The 20,879-nt window shown below is 64.5% G+C and carries 18 protein-coding genes; 7 read left to right on the forward strand and 11 right to left on the reverse strand.

Features of this window, described 5'->3' with window-relative positions:
• Positions 1-175: 175 nt before the first annotated feature.
• The 8 genes from XH88_RS04095 to lptF form a co-directional block, all read right to left on the reverse strand.
• The gene (locus XH88_RS04095) at positions 176-403 is read right to left on the reverse strand and encodes a hypothetical protein (RefSeq protein WP_271614122.1); all 228 of its coding nucleotides are present in this window, start codon (positions 401-403) and stop codon (positions 176-178) included.
• A 74-nt stretch (positions 404-477) separates the two neighbouring features.
• Positions 478-1,536, reverse strand: coding sequence for an alcohol dehydrogenase (locus tag XH88_RS04100; RefSeq protein ID WP_271614123.1), 1,059 nt, complete (start codon positions 1,534-1,536; stop codon positions 478-480).
• 25 nt (positions 1,537-1,561) lie between these two features.
• Positions 1,562-2,416 (reverse strand): 16S rRNA (adenine(1518)-N(6)/adenine(1519)-N(6))-dimethyltransferase RsmA, encoded by an 855-nt coding sequence (rsmA, locus tag XH88_RS04105; protein ID WP_271614124.1) that lies wholly within the window; start codon positions 2,414-2,416, stop codon positions 1,562-1,564.
• Positions 2,416-3,441 (reverse strand): 4-hydroxythreonine-4-phosphate dehydrogenase PdxA, encoded by a 1,026-nt coding sequence (gene pdxA / locus XH88_RS04110; RefSeq protein WP_271614125.1) that lies wholly within the window; start codon positions 3,439-3,441, stop codon positions 2,416-2,418. The genes rsmA and pdxA overlap by 1 nt, the downstream gene beginning before the upstream one ends.
• Entirely contained in the window at positions 3,441-4,370 is a 930-nt protein-coding gene (locus XH88_RS04115; RefSeq protein ID WP_271614126.1) for a SurA N-terminal domain-containing protein, read from the reverse strand. The genes pdxA and XH88_RS04115 overlap by 1 nt, the downstream gene beginning before the upstream one ends.
• 72 nt (positions 4,371-4,442) lie before the next feature.
• Positions 4,443-6,932 carry an LPS-assembly protein LptD gene (locus XH88_RS04120; RefSeq protein ID WP_271614127.1) on the reverse strand — a complete coding sequence of 830 codons (2,490 nt, stop codon included), beginning with the start codon at positions 6,930-6,932 and terminating at the stop codon, positions 4,443-4,445.
• Positions 6,932-8,029, reverse strand: coding sequence for an LPS export ABC transporter permease LptG (gene lptG, locus XH88_RS04125; protein WP_271614128.1), 1,098 nt, complete (start codon positions 8,027-8,029; stop codon positions 6,932-6,934). Before lptG ends, XH88_RS04120 begins: the two co-directional genes overlap by 1 nt.
• On the reverse strand, positions 8,026-9,195 hold the full coding sequence (gene lptF / locus XH88_RS04130; protein WP_271614129.1) for an LPS export ABC transporter permease LptF: 1,170 nt from the start codon (positions 9,193-9,195) through the stop codon (positions 8,026-8,028). The genes lptG and lptF overlap by 4 nt, the downstream gene beginning before the upstream one ends.
• A gap of 338 nt (positions 9,196-9,533) precedes the next feature.
• On the opposite strand from lptF, the gene XH88_RS04135 reads away from it, so the two are divergent.
• The 3 genes from XH88_RS04135 (at position 9,534) to XH88_RS04145 (ending at position 12,145) form a co-directional block, all read left to right on the forward strand.
• A complete protein-coding gene (locus XH88_RS04135) occupies positions 9,534-11,033 on the forward strand; it encodes a leucyl aminopeptidase (protein ID WP_271614130.1) in 1,500 nt (499 codons plus the stop codon).
• On the forward strand, positions 11,030-11,482 hold the full coding sequence (locus tag XH88_RS04140; protein ID WP_271614131.1) for a DNA polymerase III subunit chi: 453 nt from the start codon (positions 11,030-11,032) through the stop codon (positions 11,480-11,482). Before XH88_RS04135 ends, XH88_RS04140 begins: the two co-directional genes overlap by 4 nt.
• Positions 11,483-11,647: 165 nt before the next feature.
• Positions 11,648-12,145 carry a hypothetical protein gene (locus XH88_RS04145; RefSeq protein WP_271614359.1) on the forward strand — a complete coding sequence of 166 codons (498 nt, stop codon included), beginning with the start codon at positions 11,648-11,650 and terminating at the stop codon, positions 12,143-12,145.
• Positions 12,146-12,223: 78 nt separating this feature from the next.
• Here XH88_RS04145 and XH88_RS04150 read toward each other — a convergent pair whose 3' ends face one another.
• Both XH88_RS04150 and XH88_RS04155 read right to left on the reverse strand, forming a co-directional pair.
• Positions 12,224-13,012, reverse strand: a complete 789-nt coding sequence (locus XH88_RS04150) for a class I SAM-dependent methyltransferase (protein WP_271614132.1) — start codon at positions 13,010-13,012, stop codon at positions 12,224-12,226.
• Positions 13,013-13,317: 305 nt separating this feature from the next.
• Positions 13,318-14,238, reverse strand: coding sequence for a LysR family transcriptional regulator (locus tag XH88_RS04155; RefSeq protein ID WP_271614133.1), 921 nt, complete (start codon positions 14,236-14,238; stop codon positions 13,318-13,320).
• A gap of 129 nt (positions 14,239-14,367) precedes the next feature.
• Between XH88_RS04155 and leuC the strand changes: the two genes are divergently transcribed.
• The 4 genes from leuC (at position 14,368) to XH88_RS04175 (ending at position 18,861) form a co-directional block, all read left to right on the forward strand.
• A complete protein-coding gene (gene leuC, locus XH88_RS04160) occupies positions 14,368-15,792 on the forward strand; it encodes a 3-isopropylmalate dehydratase large subunit (protein WP_271614134.1) in 1,425 nt (474 codons plus the stop codon).
• A complete protein-coding gene (gene leuD / locus XH88_RS04165) occupies positions 15,789-16,397 on the forward strand; it encodes a 3-isopropylmalate dehydratase small subunit (protein WP_271614135.1) in 609 nt (202 codons plus the stop codon). Before leuC ends, leuD begins: the two co-directional genes overlap by 4 nt.
• Positions 16,398-16,465: 68 nt before the next feature.
• Positions 16,466-17,803 carry a 2-hydroxycarboxylate transporter family protein gene (locus XH88_RS04170; protein WP_271614136.1) on the forward strand — a complete coding sequence of 446 codons (1,338 nt, stop codon included), beginning with the start codon at positions 16,466-16,468 and terminating at the stop codon, positions 17,801-17,803.
• A gap of 167 nt (positions 17,804-17,970) precedes the next feature.
• Entirely contained in the window at positions 17,971-18,861 is an 891-nt protein-coding gene (locus tag XH88_RS04175; protein WP_271614360.1) for an alpha/beta fold hydrolase, read from the forward strand.
• A gap of 135 nt (positions 18,862-18,996) precedes the next feature.
• Here XH88_RS04175 and XH88_RS04180 read toward each other — a convergent pair whose 3' ends face one another.
• Positions 18,997-20,859, reverse strand: coding sequence for an ABC-F family ATP-binding cassette domain-containing protein (locus XH88_RS04180; protein ID WP_271614137.1), 1,863 nt, complete (start codon positions 20,857-20,859; stop codon positions 18,997-18,999).
• Between the last annotated feature and the right edge of the window lie 20 nt (positions 20,860-20,879).

A 20,879-nucleotide genomic window follows, 5' to 3' on the forward strand; every position in this document is an offset into this window, starting at 1 on the left:
TGCGATGCGGTTCTGGCGCCGATCGCCAATCCAGGTGCGGGTATGGCTGGAAACGATCCCGCGTTGCACCTTGCCACGCCCCGAACTTCGTTCCTGGCCGGAGAACTACGGAAGTCGGCCTCAACCCCACGTCACGCCGCCGCGCCGGCGGGTCCGAGGGTATCGCCTGGCGCCGCTACCCGAGGCTTGCTTCATGCGTCCTCGACTGCCTGTTCAAGTTCCGATGCGCGTCGATCGCTTTGTTGGCGAGCATCAGCGGTCGACGTTCGCCGCGCTTGAGCTGCGCTTCGATCGCATCGAGAATGATGTTCGCGGACGTGTCGGGCGGACCGAGCTCGCCGCCCCGCTCGAGGAAGCTCCAGGCAATGAAGAATGCGCTCTCGACGGTGCAACGAATGGACATGCGCTGCCAACGCAGTGCGGGGGCAGCCGTTCCGTGAGCGGCGGCGAGACGTACACCGCGCCGCCGCTCGAAGTTCAGTTCTTCAGCACGATGCGGCCGACGACCTTGCCGGCACGCAGTTCGTCGATCCATTTCTGGACGTCGCCCATTGGCTCCTCGCGCATCGGCGTCGGCTTGACCTTGCCGGCGCGGGCGAGCGCCATCAGCTCGTGGGCCTCCGCGAGTGTGCCGACCATGAAGCCTTCGACGGTGAGGCGCTTGTAGACCCATTGCACCATCGGCAGCGTGAACTGGCCGCCCATCAGGCCGGAGACCACCACCTTGCCGCCGCGCGCGGCAACTGCGACCGCAAACGCCATCGACTTTTCGTTGCCGGCGAAATCGACGACCTCGTCGAAGCCACCGTCGGTCTCCTTCAGGATGCGCTTGATCACGTCGGGCTCGGACGGATCGTAAGCATTGGCCGCACCGTTCTTCAGCGCGGTCTCCCGCGCGGCACCGCTGAGATCGGCAACAGTGATCGGCTGCTTGAACATCGCCTGCGCGAACGACAGACCCATCATGCCGACGCCGCCAAGGCCGACCAGCAGCAGGTTGCGCTGGCGCGGACGGTCGACCAGGCGCTTGAGCGCGCCGTAGGCGGTGACGCCCGAGCACATCAAGGTCGCGGCCTGGTTGACGGGCAGGGGATCGTAGTCGAGCAGATATTTTGCGTCGGGCACCAGCACGTGGGTGGCGAAGCCGCCGTCGATGGAGACGCCGAGGAAGCGCTGCTTTGCGCACAGATTCTCGTCGCCGTTCCTGCAATCGCGGCATTGGCCGCAGCCGATCCAGGGAAACACCGCCTTCTTGGCTCCGACGAGGCCCGCCGGCACGTCGGGCCCGACTTCGTTGACGACGCCGGCAATCTCATGGCCGAGCGTGAAGGGCAGCGTCATGCCGCGCGTGGTGTCGAGCTTCTTTCCGCCGCCGAGGTCGGCATAGCCGTCCTGGATGTGCAGGTCGGAATGACACAGGCCGCAGCGCTCGATGCGAACCAGCACCTCACGTCCCTGCGGTTTCGGCGTGTCGACGATGGTCTCGCACAGCGGCGCATCGAATTTGACGAGAGACTGCCGACGCATCAACGCCATTTTCTTTCCTCCGGAATATAAATTGTCAGGCTTCGCTGCGTATATCCGCCAATTCACGCGCCATGGCAACAAAGCTGGAGATGGAAATGGTCTCGGCGCGCCGCGTCGCATCGACGCTTGCGGCGGCCGCAAGTCGTGCCGGATCGACACCCAGTGATTTCAGGCTCTGGCGCAGCATTTTCCGGCGCTGGCCGAAGGCAGCGGCCGCGACCTGCTCCAGCATCTTGCGATCGCAGGGCAGCGGCTCCGCGCGCGGCTTGAGGCGTACGACGGAGGAGGTGACCTTCGGCGGTGGCACGAAGGCGGACGGCGAGATGTCGAACAGGATCTTGGTCTCGCAACGCCAGTTGGCGAGCACGCCGAGCCGGCCATAAGCCTCCTCGTCCTCGTGCGCGACGATGCGCTCGCCGACCTCGCGCTGAAACATCAGCACCATCATGTCGTACCAGGGTGGCCAGGGCTCGATGGTGAGCCAGTTGATCAGGAGCTGGGTCGCGATGTTGTAGGGCAGATTGGCAACGATCTTGGCGCGCTCACCCGCAAGCAGTGGCCGCGGATCGAAGGTCATGGCGTCGCCATGCACGATATCGAGCCGACCAGGATAGCGCGCGGAAATGTCTTGAAGGGCGGGAATCGCGCGCTCGTCGTGCTCGATCGCAATAACGCGTCTGGCACCGAGTGCGAGCAATGCGCGCGTCAATCCGCCCGGACCGGGGCCGATCTCGACGATGGTGCTCTCTTCGAGCGGCGCTGCCGCGCGCGCAATGCGGGCGGTGAGGTTGAGGTCGAGGAGAAAATTTTGGCCGAGCGATTTGCGCGCCGACAGGCCGTGTTGGCGGATGACCTCGCGAAGCGGCGGGAGGTCGTCGATCGCGCTCATCAGCTTGTCGAAGCCGCCATGCGGCTGGCAAGCTTGAGCGCGGCAATCAGGCTCGCAGGGTTCGCCTTGCCAGTGCCGGCGATATCGAAGGCAGTGCCATGATCGGGCGAGGTGCGGATAAAGGGCAGGCCGAGCGTGACGTTGACGGCGGCGTCGAACGCGACCGTCTTGATCGGGATCAGCGCCTGGTCGTGATACATGCAGACCGCGCAGTCATAGGTGTTGCGCGCGGCTTCGTGAAACATGGTGTCGGCGGGCAGAGGACCGCGGGCATCGACGCCGTCGTTGCGCAGGACCTTGAGCGCCGGCGCGATCACGGTCTGCTCCTCGTGGCCGAGCGAGCCGTCCTCGCCGGCGTGCGGATTGAGCCCTGATATCGCGATGCGGGGCCGGGCAATGCCGAAGCGAGAATTGAGCTCGCTCGCAACGATGCGCACGGTCGAGACGATGAGATCGCTGCTCAGCTGGGCGAGAGCATCGCGCAGGGATACGTGGATCGTCACCGGCACCACGGCGAGCCGCGGCGACCACAACATCATCACCGGCTGCAGCACACGGCCGTCCGTGCTTGCGAGCTCGGCGAGGAATTCGGTGTGGCCCGGATGGCGGAAGCCGGCGCGGTAGAGTACGCTCTTGGCGATCGGGTTGGTGACGACGGCGCTGGCGAGCCCAGCGCGCACGTCGCTGACAGCCTGCCGGATCGAGGCGAGCGCGGCCGGTGCGCTCGATGCGTCCGGCTTGCCGGGTGCGGCGGTGGCCTGCTCGCCGGTCGCAACCACGGGCAGGGCGTCGGCAAAGGCGCCTTCAGCTTCAGCCGGACTCACCGCGGCGACCCTGGCGTCGGCGCCAAGCGCCTTGCCCAGCAGCCTGGCGCGCCGTGCGATCAATGCTTCGTCGCCGAGCAAATAGAAGGCCGGCAGGCCCAGTTCGCGGCGCCTCAGCCAGGCTGCGATGGTGACGTCGGGTCCGATGCCGGCGGGCTCTCCGAGCGTGAGCGCGAGGGGCTTTGCGGAAGCGGTGGCCATCAGTGGCTGCGATATTCGATCATCGCGGCCTTCCGGATCTCGTCGAGATAGGCCTTCTGCGTCTTCTCGTACTTCTCCGAATACATCTTCTCGCGGATCTCGCGCTTTTTCGGCGTGTCGATCATGGTCGGCTTGCGCGAGCACAGCACCACCATCTCGATACCTGCTTTGGTCACCTCCGGCGCGGTGAGATGGCCGATCGGGGTATCGTCGAGCACCTTGCGCAGCGGCTCTGGCAGGTCCGCGGTGGTCTTGGTGACGCTCTCGCGGATGGTGGCGTTCGGCGTCGAGCGAAACAACGAATTGGCTTCCTCGCAGCTCGTGACGCGCTGACGATAGCTCTCGGCTTCCTTCATGCGCGTCTCCTGGAACGCCGAAGACGAGCCGCGCGGCACGATCAGCACGATCGGCTGCATCTTGTATTCGGTGCCCTCGATCTGGAGCTTCTCGTTGCCGCCTTCGCGCACCTTATCGGCGACGTCCTTCTCGCCGACCATCAGCTTTTCCTTGTAGCGGCCGCGCACGAGGCTGGTCCAGACCATCTCGGCCTTCATGCGGCTCTTGAGGGTTTCGGGGCGCACACCCTTGACTTCGAGCGATTTGGTGAGCTGATCGGGCGAGATGCGCATGCGCTGCGCCATGCCCTCGTAGGACTGGTTGATGTCGGAGACACCTGGGTCGACGCCGTATTTCTTGCCTTCCTTCAACTTGACCTTGTCGTCGATCAACTCGTTGATGACCGCCTGCCGGCTCGGGGTCTTCTGCGTCGTCAGCTGGTCGAGCTTGGAGCGCTGCTCGATGTCGAAATCGGTGATGGGCTCGCCGTTGACCATGACGACGATGTTCTGCGCCCGCGCCGGCGCGCCGGCCAGAATGAGCACGGTGCCGAGGAGAAGGAGGAGGCGGAAGACAGGCAATGAGGTCGTCATGGTTGTTGTCGCTCGCATGTCAGCCGAGATGATCCTGCAATCGGGTACAGGCGGCCGGCACTTCAAACGGGTTCACTGGAGGCCGGCGGAACTGCTGGCCCCGGTCGAGGTCGCCAGCGTGCGCAGGCCGATCTGGAACATGAACGCGTGGCTCAGCACGGGCGGCGTCGTGCCCGCGGAATAGCTATACGAAGTTATGTAGTTCGCCGCCAGCACGAAGCAATCGTCGACATAGCCGGCGCCGAGCACATATTGGTTGATCTTGTTGGCCTCGAGGTCCCAGCGCGCCGAGCCCGTCACCACCCAGTTGGTCGCGACCTTGATCGAGCCCGAGGTCAGGATGCCCTCGCGGCGGGTCAGATAACCGAGCTCCGGCTGCGGCGCGTAATTGCCATACATCATGCTGATCGACCAGCGATTGAAGTTGGCACGGCCTTCGGCCTCGAAGCGCTGGACGTTCCAGGTCTGCTCGTCCATGCGCGAGCGGACGCTGAACGTGTAGGTGCTGTTGGGCGAGTAGGCGACGCTCGCGACGTAGTCGGAGCGGGGCTTGTCAAGGCCGGAGTCGAGGCCTGTGTTGATGGTGTCCTGCACCGCGTAGGAGTTCAGGCCGAACAGCTGGTAGGACTGCCCGAACAGTACCTTGACGGCGCCGCCCTTGTCGAACTGCGTGGTGGCCTGCACGCCGACATTGGCGCGGCCGCCGCCCTCGACGCGGTCGTAGCCGGAGAACTTGTCGACGCTGAACAGGTTCGTGGTGTCGAACACCATGCTCTGCGCGTCTTCGTTCGGAAGCTTGCCGGCATAGGTCTCGTTCGGGCGGATGATGATCTGCGCAATCGGCTCGATCGTGGTCGAGCCCCAGGGCTGAACGTTGATGAAGGGATAGCGGTATTCGAGGCCGACGGTCGGCATCAGGCGGAATGCCTGGGTGTCGCCGACGGGCAAATAGTTCGAGACGCCCGGCTGGTTGGAGACGTCGGAGTTGATCGCATCAGCACGCAGGATCGCGAACGGCGTCCAGATCTCGCCGAACGGATCGGTGTAGGATTTGCGCCACTGCGCCTCCGCTGTCAGGCGGGTGTAGGTGCCGGGGAAGCCGCGCAGCAGACATCCATTTGGCATGCTGCGTCCGGCCGGGTCGGCCGAGGCGATCGTACACAGGCCCGAGGTATTGGCCGTCGTCGTGATCGGGTCGAATGCCGCGTCGTTGCGGGTCAGGTTGACGAAATTCGTCTTGTAGGAGAACTCGCCGCCGAACACCGGATAGTTGAGCACGTTCGAGTAGTCGATCACGGGATAGACGACCGGGACCTGCTGCTGGTTACCCGAGAAGCTCGTCCAGTACATCGTGCGCGCGTCGAAGAAGCTGCGATTGCCGACGCCGGTCAGATAGAGCTGCGACAGCGCATCCGTCGGCAGATAGAGGAACGAGCCCAAGGGATCGCGGTACTGCGACAACCGGTAGTCCGAGAAGAAATAGTAGTCGGACATCAGGACGCCGTCCCAACCCCAGACCCACTTGTCGTTGAGCGCAAACTGGCCCTTGGTGTCGACGGCGCCGCGGAACTGACGGTCGCCGGGTTGGCCGGCGAGGGCGCCGGGGTCGAGCTGGTCGATGCCGTAGACGCGGACCTGATAGGCGCCATCCATCAGGCGTTGGCGGAATTCGGCCTGGAACAGCACGCCCTGCCTGGATGTGATGCGCGGGTTGAAGGTCGCGTCCATGTCGGGCGCGATGGCCCAGTAGAACGGGACTTCGACGCCGTAGCCGAACGGCGTGTTCGAGGTGAAGCCCGGCATCAGAAAGCCGGTCTTGCGCTTCACGGTCGGATCGGGCGTCGAGAAGTAGGGCATGTAGGCGATCGGCACGCCGAAGAATTCGAGCTGTGCCGTCTCGAAATACAGCATCTTCTCCTGCTGGTCGTGGATGATGCGGGCACCCTTGACCTGCCAGAGCGGCGGCTTCTTCGGATCGTCTTTGCACGGCGCGCAGGCCGTGTAGACGCCATTTTCGAACACCGTATAGTTGCCGCTCGAGCGATCGGCGCGGGTCGCGGCCATGCGGGTTTGATCGGCAGTGTCCACGCGCAGCGAATCGACGAAGCCGTCGCGGTAGTCGTCGGAGAGATCCAGGATCTCGGCATAGGTGATCTTGCCGTCAGCATCCGTCATGCGGATGTTGCCTTCGGCATGCAGCCGCTTGGTCTTCTGGTCGTAAATGACCCGGTCGGCCTCGACGCTGGTGCCGTTGTAGAACAGCTGGACGTTGCCGACCGCGGACACGCGCGAATTGTTGTAGTCGTAATCGACTTCGGTGGCCTGCACGAGCATCTGCCCGTCATTGGCGGCCCTCGGCGGCGCCGGACGCGGCGGCCGCGGATTGTAGGTGAAGCTCTGGGCGGCGGCCGGCGCCACCGCAGCAAGATCCATCATGCCGGCGAGCGATACGGTTGCGACAAGCGCGAGCAGGATCTTGCGGACAGACAAACCGCATCCGTTCGCGCGCACGCGAGTGCGCGACGTCCCTCCAGACACGGGTCCTCGACGGACGGCAGTCACTAACCGTCCTCCTGGTACAGCAAGGCCAAAAAGCCGGTGAGGCCGCCCACCACTACGGGCAACCACGCCGCAGCGATCGGATGCATCAACTCAGCCTTGCTCAAGTCTTCAGTCACTTTCGACAGCACGTAGAGCAGAAAGCCTGCGCCCACGCCACTCAAAACCATCTTCTGTACGCCGCCCATCCGGAAGAAGCGCAGCGACACGGAAGCCGCGAGCATCACCATGGCGGCGAGCAAAAACGGCTGTGCCAGCAGCTTGTGATACTGGAGTCGATATCCCGCTGTCGCGAACCCCGAGCTCTCGGACGAGCGGATGTAGCTCGGTAGTTGCCAAAAGGACACAGTCTCGGGTGTGGAAAAGCTGTTGCGAACCTGTGCCTCGGTCAACGTCGTCGGAATCTCCAGGCGCGCCTGGTCGACCGGGGGCGCGTCGAGCGTGAAGCGGCGGACGCCCTTGAACAGCCAATGGCCGGCCTCCAGCGTCGCCTCGCGCGCCTCGATCCGCTCCTTGAAGTGCTGCTCTGTATCAAAGCGGAACAGGGTGAGCCCCGTCAGCCGGACGCCCTGCTGCTCGCTGCGCGCGGCGTTGATGATGGTCTGGCCATCGCTGGTCACCTGGTTGAGCCAGAAGCCCGAGGCGTCCTGGATGCCGCCGCCGGGCGCCGAGCCGAACAGCTCGGCTTCCATGCGCTTGGAGAGCTCGCGCAAATTGGCCGACATCGGATTGTAGGCGACGGTGGCGATCACCCCGATCAAGAGCGCGCTGCCGAGCGCCGGCGAGATGAACTGCCAGGCCGAGATGCCGGCGGCGCGCGCGACCACCAGCTCGAGCCGACGGGAGAGGGCGAGATAGCAGGTCATGGCGCCGATCAGCATGCAGAACGGCGTCAGCTTCTCCAGAAGCTGCGGTACCCTGAATAGCGAGGTCTCGGCCACCATGATCGCGGAGGCGGATGTGAGGCCTGAGGTCTTGCGCACCATCTCGATGTAATCGACCAGCACCAGCAGGAGGAAAATGCTCGCGAACACGCCGAGTGCGGCGACCACGAAGCGGCCGGCGAAATAGCGCCCGAGCGTGTTGGTGAGCATGCTCATGCAGTGGCCGGCCGTCCGAACAGCCGCGCGATACGCGCGTTCGACCTATTGATGGTCTCCATGAGACCGGGCGGCGGCTCGACCACGATGCCGCCGACGATCATCCATAGCCCAACGGCGATGGCGCCGAAGACCATCGCGTACTGGACCAGCACCGGGCCCGATGATTTCACGGCCATGACCGAGCAGGCGAAGCCGGCCATGCGCAGGCCGAACACCGCAAGGATCGAGGAGCCGATCGAGAAGTTGCGGCTCTGGCGAGTCGTGCGCGGCGCGCCCAGGAAGGCGAAGGTCAGCACGGCAAAGGCAAACGGATAAATCGGCGCCAGCAGGCTGTCATGCAGCGCCGAGCGGAACTGGCCGGGGATCTGCTTGTAGACCGGGTCGTCCTCGGATGGCGACAACAGCTCCCAGAGGTAGCGCTCGCGAATGCCGAGGGTGACGTCGTGGCCCTGGTTGCCGAACTTCGACATATCGAAGCCATACCGGCCGAACGCCACCAGCGCAGGGTCGCGCTTGCCGGCCTCGAAGCGCTGCAGATTGCCGTCCTTGAGTACCAGGAACGATCCGTTCTCGTTCTTCACGACCTCGCCGTGCTCGGCGACGATCGAGACGCGCTCGTTCGGGTCGCGGCGGTCGTCGATGAAGATGCCGGCGAGAATGCCGCCGGGCAGCCGCTCGCGGATCCGGATCGTGAGATTCTTGTCGAGCTGGGCGAAGCGGCCCGGCTGCAGGATGTTGGTGAGCACGTCGGCGGTGATTTCGGCGTCCCACTGCTTGATCCGCCGCATGCCGTCGGGCGCGAGATAGGCCGCGATGAAGGCGACCAGCAGCGCCACGACGCAGGTGGCGTAGAAGAACGGATAGAACAGCCGGAATGGCGAGAAGCCGGCCGCATTCATCACGATGATCTCGGAATCGGTCGCGAGCTTGTTCAGCGTGTGCGAGATCGCGATCATCAGCGCGATCGGCGAGATGATCAGCACCAGCGCCGGGATCACGAGACTGGTGATGCCGAGGAAGGTCATGATGGTCTGACCCTGGCTCGTCATCAGGTCGATGCCGCGCAACGCCTGCGTAATCCAGATCACGCCGGTGAGGCTGACCAGGACGAGCGCAAACGACGCCAGCGTCGTGCGGAAAATATACCTGTCGATCGACCCCATGCACTACCGCACGAATCCCACCAAGACCCCAATGCGCTCCGGAATTCGGACTCGCCGGCCAATCCCTGACAGGGATCCCCAAGGCCGGCCAATCACCTCTTGCGGAGGCTTACCTTCCAACTACCATCCCTTTGATCCATCAACAAAATGGCTGACCCATGGCACCCTCAATATATGGTTAATATTTCCCCCAATGTGGCGTCCCGGCCACGGGCGGTGCTTGGCATCGACCGCACCTCTGGCCCATAGTGGGAAGAGAGACTGAATCGCCGTTCAGCTCCGGTCTGTGACCGGATCCGTTGTTTGGCAAAAAGCCCCATGTTTTTGAGGAGTTAGCTATGTCCGATGCCATCAAGGTCGGCTTTGTCCCGTTGGCTTCTGCCGCCCGTGGCATTCTGGTCGTGTTCTGTGACGAGGCTCTGAAGGTCGGCCCGGCGACGGCCAAGGCGCTCGGCGGGGCAGGCGAACTCGTGAAGCGGGCGGCGGCTGCGGCCTCATTTAAAGGCAAGAGCGGCACGGTCCTGGATATTCTGGCCCCCGAGGGGCTGAAGAGCGAGCGCCTGATCGTGATCGGTACCGGCAAGTCCTCCAGCCTGAAGGGCAACGACTTCCTTAGATTCGGCGGCCTGGCGGCCAGCAAGCTCAAGGCCGGCGCCGCGACCATGACGATCGTGGCCGAACTCGCCACCGGAGCCATGAGCAGCGAGCAGGCCGTTGCGATTGCCTCGGGTGTGCGCCTGCGCGCCTACAAGTTCGACCGCTACAAGACCAGGAAGAAGGACGGCGAGGAGGGCGCCTTGCGCGCCGATGTTTCGCTCGCGGTCGGCGATGCGGCCGCGGCGAAGAAGGCCTTTTCTTCGGCAGCAGCGGTCGTCGATGGCGTCATCATCGCCCGCAATCTCGTCAACGAGCCGCCGAACGTGCTGTACCCCGAGGAGTTCGCCCGCCGCGCAGGCCTGCTGCGCAAGCTCGGCGTTCGAATCGAGGTGCTCGACGTCAAGGCGATGCAGAAGCTCGGTATGGGCGCGCTGCTCGGCGTCGGCCAGGGCTCGGCGCGGCCGAGCCGCACCGTGATCATGCGCTGGGACGGCGCTAAGAAAGGCGAGGCGCCCGTCGCCTTCGTCGGCAAGGGCGTGTGCTTCGACACCGGCGGCATCTCGATCAAGCCGGCCGGCAGCATGGAGGACATGAAGGGCGATATGGGCGGTGCGGCCTGCGTCGTCGGCTTGATGCACGCGCTCGCGGCCCGCAAGGCCAAGGCCAACGTGGTCGGCGCCATCGGCCTGGTCGAGAACATGCCCGACGGCAACGCGCAGCGGCCGGGCGACATCGTCACCTCGATGTCGGGCCAGACCATCGAAATCATCAACACCGACGCGGAAGGCCGCCTGGTGCTGGCCGACCTGCTCTGGTACGTCGCCAAGAAGATCAAGCCGAAATTCATGGTGGATCTGGCGACCCTGACCGGCGCGATCATGGTTGCGCTCGGCACCGAACATGCTGGCATGTTCACCAACAATGACGAACTCGCCGAACGCCTGCTGACGGCCGGCATCGAGGTCGGCGAGAAGGTCTGGCGCATGCCGCTCGGCCCCGAATACGACAAGCTGATCGATTCCCAGTTTGCCGACATGAAAAACACGGGTGGCCGGCACGGCGGCTCGATCACCGCCGCGCAGTTCCTGCAGCGCTTCGTCGATGGCACGCCCTGGGCGCATCTCGACATCGCCGGCACCGCGATGGGCGCGCCCAAGACCGACATCAATCAGAGCTGGGGGTCCGGCTACGGCGTTCGTTTGCTGGATCGCCTGGTGGCGGATCATTACGAGCGCAAATGACGGAAGTGCTGTTTTACCATCTGCAAAACATGACGGTAGAGAATGTCTTGCCGCCGCTTCTCGAGAAATCGCTCGAGCGCGGCTGGCGCGTCGTGGTGCAGTCGACCTCGCTGGAGCGCGCCGATGCGCTCGACGCGCATCTGTGGACCTACCGTGACGATTCCTTCTTGCCGCATGCCACATGGCGCGTGAACGATGTGGCCGAGCAGCCGATCGTGCTGGCGATCGAGGCGAACAATCCGAACGGGGCCAATGTCCGCTTCCTGGTCGACAACGCTGCATTGCCGGAGGACGCGGAGGCCTATGAGCGCATGGTGCTGCTGTTCAACGGCGACGATCCGGATGCGCTTGCGGCCGCCCGCAGCACTTGGACGGATTGCAGGACGCGCGGATTTGAGGTCACCTATTGGCAGGCCGACGAGCGGGGCCGGTGGCAGCGTCGGAATTAGCGCCTTTCGCAATTAATGATAATTTGGACTTTCTCGGGCAGATTGGTTTCGGCCACCTTCGTGCCGCAAAGTGGTGTTGGGACAATCGCTTAGGGCGGCTCCTTCATGCGGGGAATTTGGTATATCGTGCGACATCAAAAGCTTCCAAAGTCGCTCATAGTTGCGCTGACCGCTGTTGCGCCGCTGATCGCGGGGTGCTCGGCTGGCGCCGATCTGCTGTCCAAGGACGCCGAATGGTTCAACAAGCCGAGCCGCCTGTTCATCAAGAACATCTCGATCGAGTCGCCGCCGCTGACCCCCGACAAGCCGGTGGCCCCCGAGGATCTCGTCAGCGCCGACGGCGCTTGCCCGGGCATGGCACCGCCGCCGGGACCTGCCGACGCTAATGCGTCGACCACGGCGCCGGCGCCCGTGGGCGGCACGGTCGCGCTCGGTCACACCGAATGCGACGTGGTGCGCGGCATTGGCGCGCCCTCGAACGTCAATCTTTCCAGCGATGCCGCAGGCCGCCGTGTGGCGGTGGTCACCTGGACCACCGGCCCGCGCGCCGGCATCTACACCTTCACGTCGGGCCGCCTGTCCGCCATTGAGGGCAATCCCGAGCCGCCGCCGGCGCCGAAGGTGGTGAAGCCGAAAGCGAAGGCGAAGAAGAAGGCGGCGTAACGTGTCGGCGGCTTTCCGCTTTTGCGAGGACCAGCTTCGGCTGTCGACGCGATCAACCGCGCGCGATCAGCTTGAGCGTCAAACAGCTTTGCGGCCCTTGATCGCAGTCGCCGAGGCATGAACGGTGATCTCGCCACTCGCGCTCGCCGGCAATCGCGCCTGGAGCCGGCGCTTGAGCTCCGCGCCGTCGGCTTGCGATAGCTTGCCAACGATTCCACTCGGGCTGCTCACGGCCATGGACAGCCAGTAATCGTCGAAGTCGGCGAATGTCCGCTCGACCACCAGCTCGCGGGTTTCAACATCGCGCAGACCAAGCTCCGTCCAGAGTGCCTTGAGCATCTCGAAACGAGATATGTCTGCACTCGGTGGACGCGCTGCGGGGATGCCAAGGGCATCCAGCTCTTCCCACAGCGGCTGCGTCGGTGTGCCTCCCCGCACAATATCCCACGTATAGGACGCGACCATGCCGCCGGGCTTGGTGACGCGAACCATTTCCGCGGCGCCCTTGCGCGGGTCGGGGACGAAGAACAGCACCAGTGCCATCACCGCAACGTCAAAGCGATTGGCATCATAGGGAACGGCCATCGCATCGCCAATAGATAGCTCGACCTGCTTTGCGGCGAACTTTTGCCGCGCCGTTGCGATCTGCGCGTCGGATGGATCGATCGCGCAGACGGACGAAGGGGCGGATTTCGCAAGAACGAGCTCGGTGAACGCACCGTTCCCGGCACCGATATCCGCCCAAGCCAGCCCAGGGCGTATAGCCAGCCAGTCGAGGAACAGCGTCCCGGCCGATCGGCTCCACGGCGCCATGAAGCGCTCGTAAGCCGCACCGTCGGTGAACTTGATCGGTTCGGGTGACGACATCGCTCGATCTCCCCCAAATTTGGCTGTTCTCAATATGCTTCGGTGAAAATATCGCCTGCACTTACTATAGCACGAAGTCGCGTGATGAGCGACGTCTCGCAGCCCACGCGGAGATAGCCCCGCTCGACGAGGCCTGAGCGAGCGTCTCGTCTCGTCTTCGAGATCACCGATTTCAGCGGTCTCCTCAGGATGAGGCTAAGCAGTACCGCGCACGAGCTCCAAACCCTGCCGGCGCAAATCTGTCCCCGACGCTACTCATGGTGGCTGCCGAAGGCGGGTACGTAAAGTACAACAAGTCTCTGGCATCAGACCTGACGATCGCTTTTCGCAATATGCTGCCAGAACGCCTCCGCGGCTTTCGCCAGGCGGAGCTTCGGCCGGAAGACGTGGATTTCGATCGGCACATACCATTCCTCGCCACCCGCTGCGACGATCTCGCCGGAGGCGAGCTGATCGGCGATCAGGCTTTCCGGCAGCCACGCCATGCCGCGGCCGGCCTGGACCATCGTCACCAGCAATTTTGCGAGGTGAGATGTAAAGCTCGTGCGTAAATTCGCGTGCAAAGGCGAGGTCGCGCGCACCGCTTCGAGGATTCGTCCCATGCCCGATTCCGGGCGGAAGCTCAGGAACGGGACCGGCGCATCGTCCGTTCCCGGAAGCCGGAAGCGAGGCCTGCGGCTCCGATTTGAAACCGGCACTGAAGCTGGAATGAGTCTGTCATCGCCGACACGCAGCGAGCGAAAATGCGACGGCGCCAACGCCGTGGCCGCCGCCGGATGATAGTGACACAGCAGGAAATGCGCGTCCCCCGCCAGCAGGATGCGTTCGCAGGCCTCCATATGATTGGCGACGAGTTGCACGTTGGGAACGAACGCCAGCTCGGTCTCGATGCCGCGCAGCCAGTCGGGAAAGAAGGTTAGCGACAAGGCATTGGTCGAGGCGAACTTCAAGACGTCGGATGCGCCGCGGGCCCGCTCCTGCGCATCCAGGCGGCCGGCCGCGAGCCGGCGCAGCACGTCTTCGGCCGTCTCGCGAAAGCCTTCACCGGCCGGCGTCAGATTGACGCTGTGCGTGGTGCGATCCAGCAGCGGCGCGCCGGTCCAGACCTCGAGCGCCTGGATCCTGCGGCTCAGCGCGGGCTGCGAGCAGTTGCGTTGCTCGGCCGCCCGCGAAAAGCTGCGCGTGCTCGCCACCGCGATGAAATCGTGCAGCCAGTTGATCTCCATCTCACGGCCCTCCCGACACGAACAAGAATTGCTTATGCACAATGTGCATAACGATATCAGAACGCGACATTGGATTTCCAGTGTCGTGGGCGGCACCGTGCGGCGAGATTTTCTCCGGGGGAAAGCGCAATGGCCGCGCGCACGCTGTACGACAAGCTGGTGGACGACCATGTCGTCCGCAATCTCGACGATGCCGGCCTCGTGCTACTCTACGTCGATCGCACCGTTCTGAACGAATACACCAGCCCGCAAGCCTTTGCCGGCCTGCGCGCGGCAGGACGCAAGGTCAGAAATCCCAGGGCGGCGCTGATGGTGGTGGACCACGTCAACCCCACGACGACCCGGCGCACGCGTGCAATGCCCGATGATGCGGCGGCACGGCAGGTCGACTATTTCGCCGAGAACGCCAGGGATTTCGGCATCGAATATTTCGACATTCTCGATCCTCGCCAGGGCATCGAGCATGTCGTCGCGCCCGAGCAGGGGCTCGTCATGCCCGGCATGGTCATCGCAGCCGGCGACAGCCACAGCACGGCCTATGGGGCGTTCGGTGCCCTCGGCTACGGCATCGGCACGTCCGACATCGAGCACTATCTCGCAACCTCGACGGTGCGCTACCGCCGGCTCAAGACGATGCGTATCCACTTGTCTGGATCCGCGCCGATCGGCGTGACGCCGAAGGACATCGTGATGGAGGTGATCCGGCGGATCGGCGCCGACGGTGCGACAGGCTATGCCGTGGAGTTCAGCGGTCCCGCCGTCTCCGACATGAGCGTCGAGGGCCGGATCGTGCTGTCGATCATGATCGTCGAGGCGGGCGCGCGCGGCGTGGTGATCGCACCGGATCAGAAGGTGCTGGACTATCTGAAGGGGCGTCCCCGCTCGCCCAAGGGCGAGATGTGGGAGCGCGCCGCGGCAAGCTGGCTGGCACTGGCCTCCGATCCGGAGGCCAGATTCGACCGCGAAGTGACGCTCGACGTCTCCGAGGTCGCGCCGCTGGTGACATGGGGCACCAGCCCCGACCAGGCGATTGCGGTGACGGACAATGTGCCAGATCCCGCGCAACAGGACGGGCCCGATCGCAGGGCCGCGGCCCAGCGCGCGCTGAGCTATATGGGCTTGGGGCCCGGCACGTCCATTCAATCCGTTCCGATCGACTTCGCCTTCATCGGGTCCTGTACCAACGCGCGGATCGAAGACTTGCGCGATGCGGCCGAGATCTTTCGTGGCCGCCGCGTCGCGGCGGGCGTGCGGGCGATCGTGGTGCCGGGCTCGACGCAGGTCAGGGCCCAGGCGGAGGCTGAGGGCCTTGCCAAGGTGTTCACCGACGCCGGCGTCGAATGGCGGCAGTCCGGCTGCTCGATGTGTCTTGCGATGAACGACGACATGCTGAGGCCGCAAGAGCGGTGCGCGTCCTCGACCAACCGCAACTTCGAGGGGCGCCAGGGACCGGGTGCCCGGACGCATCTGATGAGCCCGGCGATGGTGGCGGCGGCGGCCGTCACGGGCCGCATCACCGACGTACGCGCACTCCTCAGGGGATCACGCCAATGACGCCGTTCCATCAAGTCGCCGGGGTCGCCGCACCGATGATGGCGCCGAATGTCGATACCGACGTGATCATGCCGAAAATGTTTCTCAGGGGCGTCGACCGCAGTGGCCTCGGCGAGGGGGCTTTCAACCTGCTGCGCTTCAGCGGCGGCAAGGCCAATCCGGATTTCATCCTGAACCAGGATGGCTATCGCGACGCCTGCTTTCTGGTCGTCGGCCCGAATTTCGGCTGCGGATCGAGCCGCGAGCATGCCGTGTGGGGGCTCCAGCAGCTCGGCATTCGCGCCCTGATCGGCACCAGCTTCGCCGGTATCTTCAACGACAATTGCGCCAATAACGGCCTTCTCACGATCTCGCTCGCTCCTGCGAGGGTCGCCGAGCTTGCCTCGGTGATCGCCGATCCCACCCGCAACGACGTCGCCGTGGACCTTGCGGCCCAGACGATCCGCTTTGATCGCGGCCGCCGCACGATGCCGTTCGAGATCGAGCCGGTGCGCAAGGAGGCATTTCTGACGGGCCGCGACTTCATCGCCTCCACGCTGGTTTACGCCGACGACATCAGCGCATTCGAGGCGCGCCATCGCGCGGCGAGCCCCTGGATGTTCTGAACTCCGGGTCGAAGGCGTCGACGCGCGCCGGATCGCGTCATCAACATAACAAAACAGTGGAGGGACCCTTGGCTGACACGACATACCGAACCGCGGCCGCGCCGCCGGTCGCCTCGTCATCGACCAGACTTTCGGGAATGCTCGCTTCCATCAAGATCGGTCCGTTGCCCGTCGGGGTCTACATCGCCGCTGCGGCAGTCTGTGCGGCCGCCGTCTATTCAGGCAAGCTGCCCAATGACGTGATCGGCGGTCTCTCGCTCCTGATGCTGCTCGGCCTCCTGCTCGGCAAGCTCGGGCAGACCATTCCGGTGCTGAAGCAGATCGGCGGAACCGCGATTCTCTGCCTGTTCGTCCCGGCGGCAATCGTGAGCCACGGCTTGATGCCCGAGCCGGCCCTGAAAGCGATCACCACGACGTTCCGCACCGCCAATTTCCAGTATTTCTTCATCGCCTGTCTCGTTGCAGGCTCGATCCTCGGCATGCCCTATCGCGTGCTGGTTCAGGGCTTCATCCGCATGTTCGTTCCGCTTCTGGTCGGGACACTCGCGGCCGTGTCGGTCGGCATCGCCATCGGTTTGCTGTTCAGCCACAGCCCCAAAGACACGTTCTTCTTCATCATCATCCCCATCATCGGCGGCGGCCTTGCAGAGGGCGTGCTGCCGCTCTCCATCGCCTATTCGGAGATCTTGCAGCGGCCGCAGGGCGACCTCGTCGCGCAGATGGTGCCGGCGGCGCTGCTCGGCAATGTCGTCGCGATCGTCTGCGCGGGCCTGCTCGCGCGCCTCGGCGATACGCGCCGAGACATCAACGGTCGGGGCATGCTGGTCAAGAGCGGCGACGACGACATTCTCGGTGAAGCGCGACCCGACCAGCCGATCGATCTCGGATTGCTCGGTGCAGGGATCGTGCTGTCCTGCGTGTTGTTCGTGCTCGGCATGACCCTGGCGCCGTTCACGGGGATTCCGGGTCCGATCATGATGATCATTGCGGCTGTGGCTCTCAAGCTGACGAAGATTCTGCCGGCCGAGATGGAGCTTGGCGCCTATCAGATCAACAAGTTCATGTCGACCAACCTGACCTTCGCCATCCTGGTTGCGATGGGCACGTTGCTGGTCTCCTGGCAGCAACTCGTTGCCTCCTTCAATCCCGGCTACATCATGATCTGCACGGCGGCCGTTCTGGCGATGATCGCGTCGGGGTTCTACGTCGGCAAATGGCTGAACATGTATCCGGTCGAGGCGGCGATGGTGACCGCCTGCCATTCGGGCCTCGGCGGCACCGGCGATGTCGCCATTCTCGGCGCGGCGGATCGCATGGGGCTGATGGCGTTTGCCCAGATCGCAACGCGCGTCGGCGGCGCGATCATGATCGTGATCGCGACGCTGCTGATGAAGTCGCTGTCTTGATTGAATTATATTCCAGGGAGGTTTCAATGCTCGACAATGAACAAGATCTGCCGTGCCCATCGGCACCGGGCCTGACGCGCCGTGATCTGGTGTCGTTGGTGCTGACCACGGGAGCCGTCGGCTCGGTGATCGCGGCGCAAGGCGCCTTCGCAGAGGAGAATCATGCGATGAATACCAGTGCGCTCCCGAATCTACTGCCGGGATTTCAGCAGAGGCGCATCAAGACCAGTGGGGCCGAGATCAACGTACTCGTGAAAGGCGAGGGGCCGCCGCTGCTCCTGCTGCACGGCCATCCGCAGACAGTCGCATGCTGGCACAAGGTCGCACCGAAGCTGGCGGAACGCTTCACCGTGGTGCTGACCGATCTGCGCGGCTACGGCGACTCGAGCAAGCCGGATGGCGGCAAGGACAGCATTGCCTATTCCAAGCGTGAGATGGCGCGGGATCAGGTCGAGGTGATGCGCGCGCTCGGCTTCGACCATTTTCAGGCCGTCGGCCATGATCGCGGCGGGCGCGTTCTGCATCGTCTGCTGCTCGACCATCCGCAGGCCGTCTCCAGGGCGGTCATGCTCGACATCGCGCCGACCGCCACGATGTATGCCACGACCAACAAGGAATTCGCCACGCGCTACATGTGGTGGTTCTTCCTCATCCAGCCGGCGCCGCTCCCGGAAACGTTGATCGGCAACAATCTCGAATTCTATCTTCAGACCCATATCAACAAGCAGAACAAGACGCCGGGAGCTATCGACCCGGTCGCGCTCGAAGAGTACCGCCGGTGCTACACCCGTGAAACTTTGCACGCCGTGTGCGAGGATTATCGCGCCGCCGCCGGCATCGACCTGATCCACGACGCGGCGGATTCAGAGAAGAGGATCGGTTGCCCGCTGCTGATGCTTTGGGGCGAAAAGGGCGTGGTCGGATCGACTTATGACGTGCTCGAGACCTGGCGCGCCAAAGCGAGCAGCGTGCAAGGCGGAAGCCTGCCCTGTGGACACTACCTGCCGGAGGAAGCGCCGGAGCTTCTGCTGCAGAGGCTTGACGCCTTTTTCACGTGATTTGCGGGGGCGTCGGCGTATCGGCGCTCCATAAAAGGCATTCGGTACAACATCTAAGGGCGCGGTGTCATGACACCGGTACTGTGCATGGGGTTGTTTTCGAGCTTTTGATGTGACCGCCCGGCCCCGGAAGGGTCAACCGGCCGCTTCGTCGAACTGCGCGCTCGCCTCCAGCCACTGTTCCTCCGCGCGCGCCAGCGCGTCCGCCGCATTGGCGCGGGCCTTCGACAATTGCGCGGCCTGTTTGGGATCGCGCGTGAAGATGTCGGGCAGGGCAAGCGCCGTGTCGATCTTGGCGATGATCTCGGTGACGCGAGCGATCTCGGCCTCGGCTTCCGCGATGCGCTTCTTCAGCGAGCCGCGATTGTCCGATTTCGGACGCTGCGGCTTTTCGCCTGGCGCGCTGCGCTCGCGCGGAGGGGCTTCTTCGTTGCGCGCGGACAGCACCATGCGGCGGTAGTCATCGAGATCGCCGTCGTAACTGGTCACGGTACGGTCGGCAACGATCCAGAGCCGGTCGGCGCAGGCCTCGATCAGGTAGCGGTCGTGCGAGACCATGATGACAGCGCCGGGAAACTCGTTGATCGCTTCGGCCAGCGTGGCGCGGCTGTCGATGTCGAGATGGTTGGTCGGCTCGTCGAGGATGATCATGTTGGGGCCGAAGAAGGTGGCGAGCCCCAGCAGCAGCCGTGCCTTCTCGCCGCCGGAGAGCTTGCCGGCCTTGGTATCGGCCGCCTTGCCGGAGAAGCCGATCGCGCCGGCGCGCGCCCGCACCTTGGCCTCAGGCGCATCGCCCATCAGCTTGCGGACGTGATCATAGGCCGAGGCATCCTCGTTCAGCTCGTCGAGCTGATGCTGCGCGAAATAGGCTATCGACAGCTTGTCGGCGCGCGTCACTTTGCCCGAGAACGGCGCGAGGCGTCCGGCGAGGAGCTTGACCAGCGTCGATTTGCCATTGCCGTTGGCACCGAGCAGCGCGATGCGATCGTCGTTGTCGATGCGGAGCGTCACGCGGCTGAGCACCGGCGTAGTCGGATCGTAGCCTACGGAGGCGTTGTCGACCGCGATGATCGGCGGCGACAACAGTTTTTCCGGCGCCGGAAAGCTGATCTCGCGCACGTCCTCCGTCACCAGCGCCGTGATCGGCTTCAGCCGCTCCAGCATCTTGATGCGGGACTGCGCCTGGCGCGCCTTCGAGGCCTTGGCCTTGAAGCGGTCGACGAAGGCCTGCAGACGGGCACGCTCGGCCTCCTGGCGCTTGACGGCTTTGGCGTCGAGCAGCTCGCGCGCGGCGCGCTGCTCCTCGAAGGAGGAGTAGGTTCCCTTGTAGAGCGTGAGCTTGCCGCGCTCCAGATGCAGGATCTGATCGACCGAGCTCTCGAGCAGGTCGCGGTCGTGGCTGATCACGATCACCGTGCGCGGATAATGCGCGAGGTGATCCTCGAGCCACAGCGTGCCTTCGAGGTCGAGATAGTTGGTGGGCTCGTCGAGCAATAGCAGGTCGGGCGCTGCGAACAGGGTCGCGGCCAGCGCGACGCGCATGCGCCAGCCGCCGGAGAATTCGGCGCAGGGACGCAGCTGATCGGCGGCGGAAAAGCCGAGACCGGACAGGATCGCGGCGGCGCGGCTCGGGGCCGAATGCGCATCGATGTCGACGAGCCGGGTCTGGATCTCGGCAATACGGTGCGGATCAGTGGCGCTCTCGGATTCGGCAAGCAGCGCGTCGCGCTCGAGATCGGCCTTGAGCACGACGGAGATCAGGCTTTCCGGCCCGTTCGGGGCTTCCTGCGCCAGGCTGCCGATCCGCCAGCGCGGCGGCAGCGTCACCGAGCCGTGCTCGGCCGCGAGTTCGCCGCGGATCACCTTGAACAGCGTCGATTTGCCGGTGCCGTTGCGCCCGACCATGCCGACGCGCGAGCCGGGCGTGATCTGCACGGAGCTGCTGTCGATCAGAAGGCGTCCGGCAAGGCGTACGGAGAGGTCGGTGATGGTGAGCATGCGGCCTTGTCACCGCAAGG

The organism is Bradyrhizobium sp. CCBAU 51627 (assembly GCF_028128765.1).
In the GTDB taxonomy this organism is placed as follows: domain Bacteria; phylum Pseudomonadota; class Alphaproteobacteria; order Rhizobiales; family Xanthobacteraceae; genus Bradyrhizobium.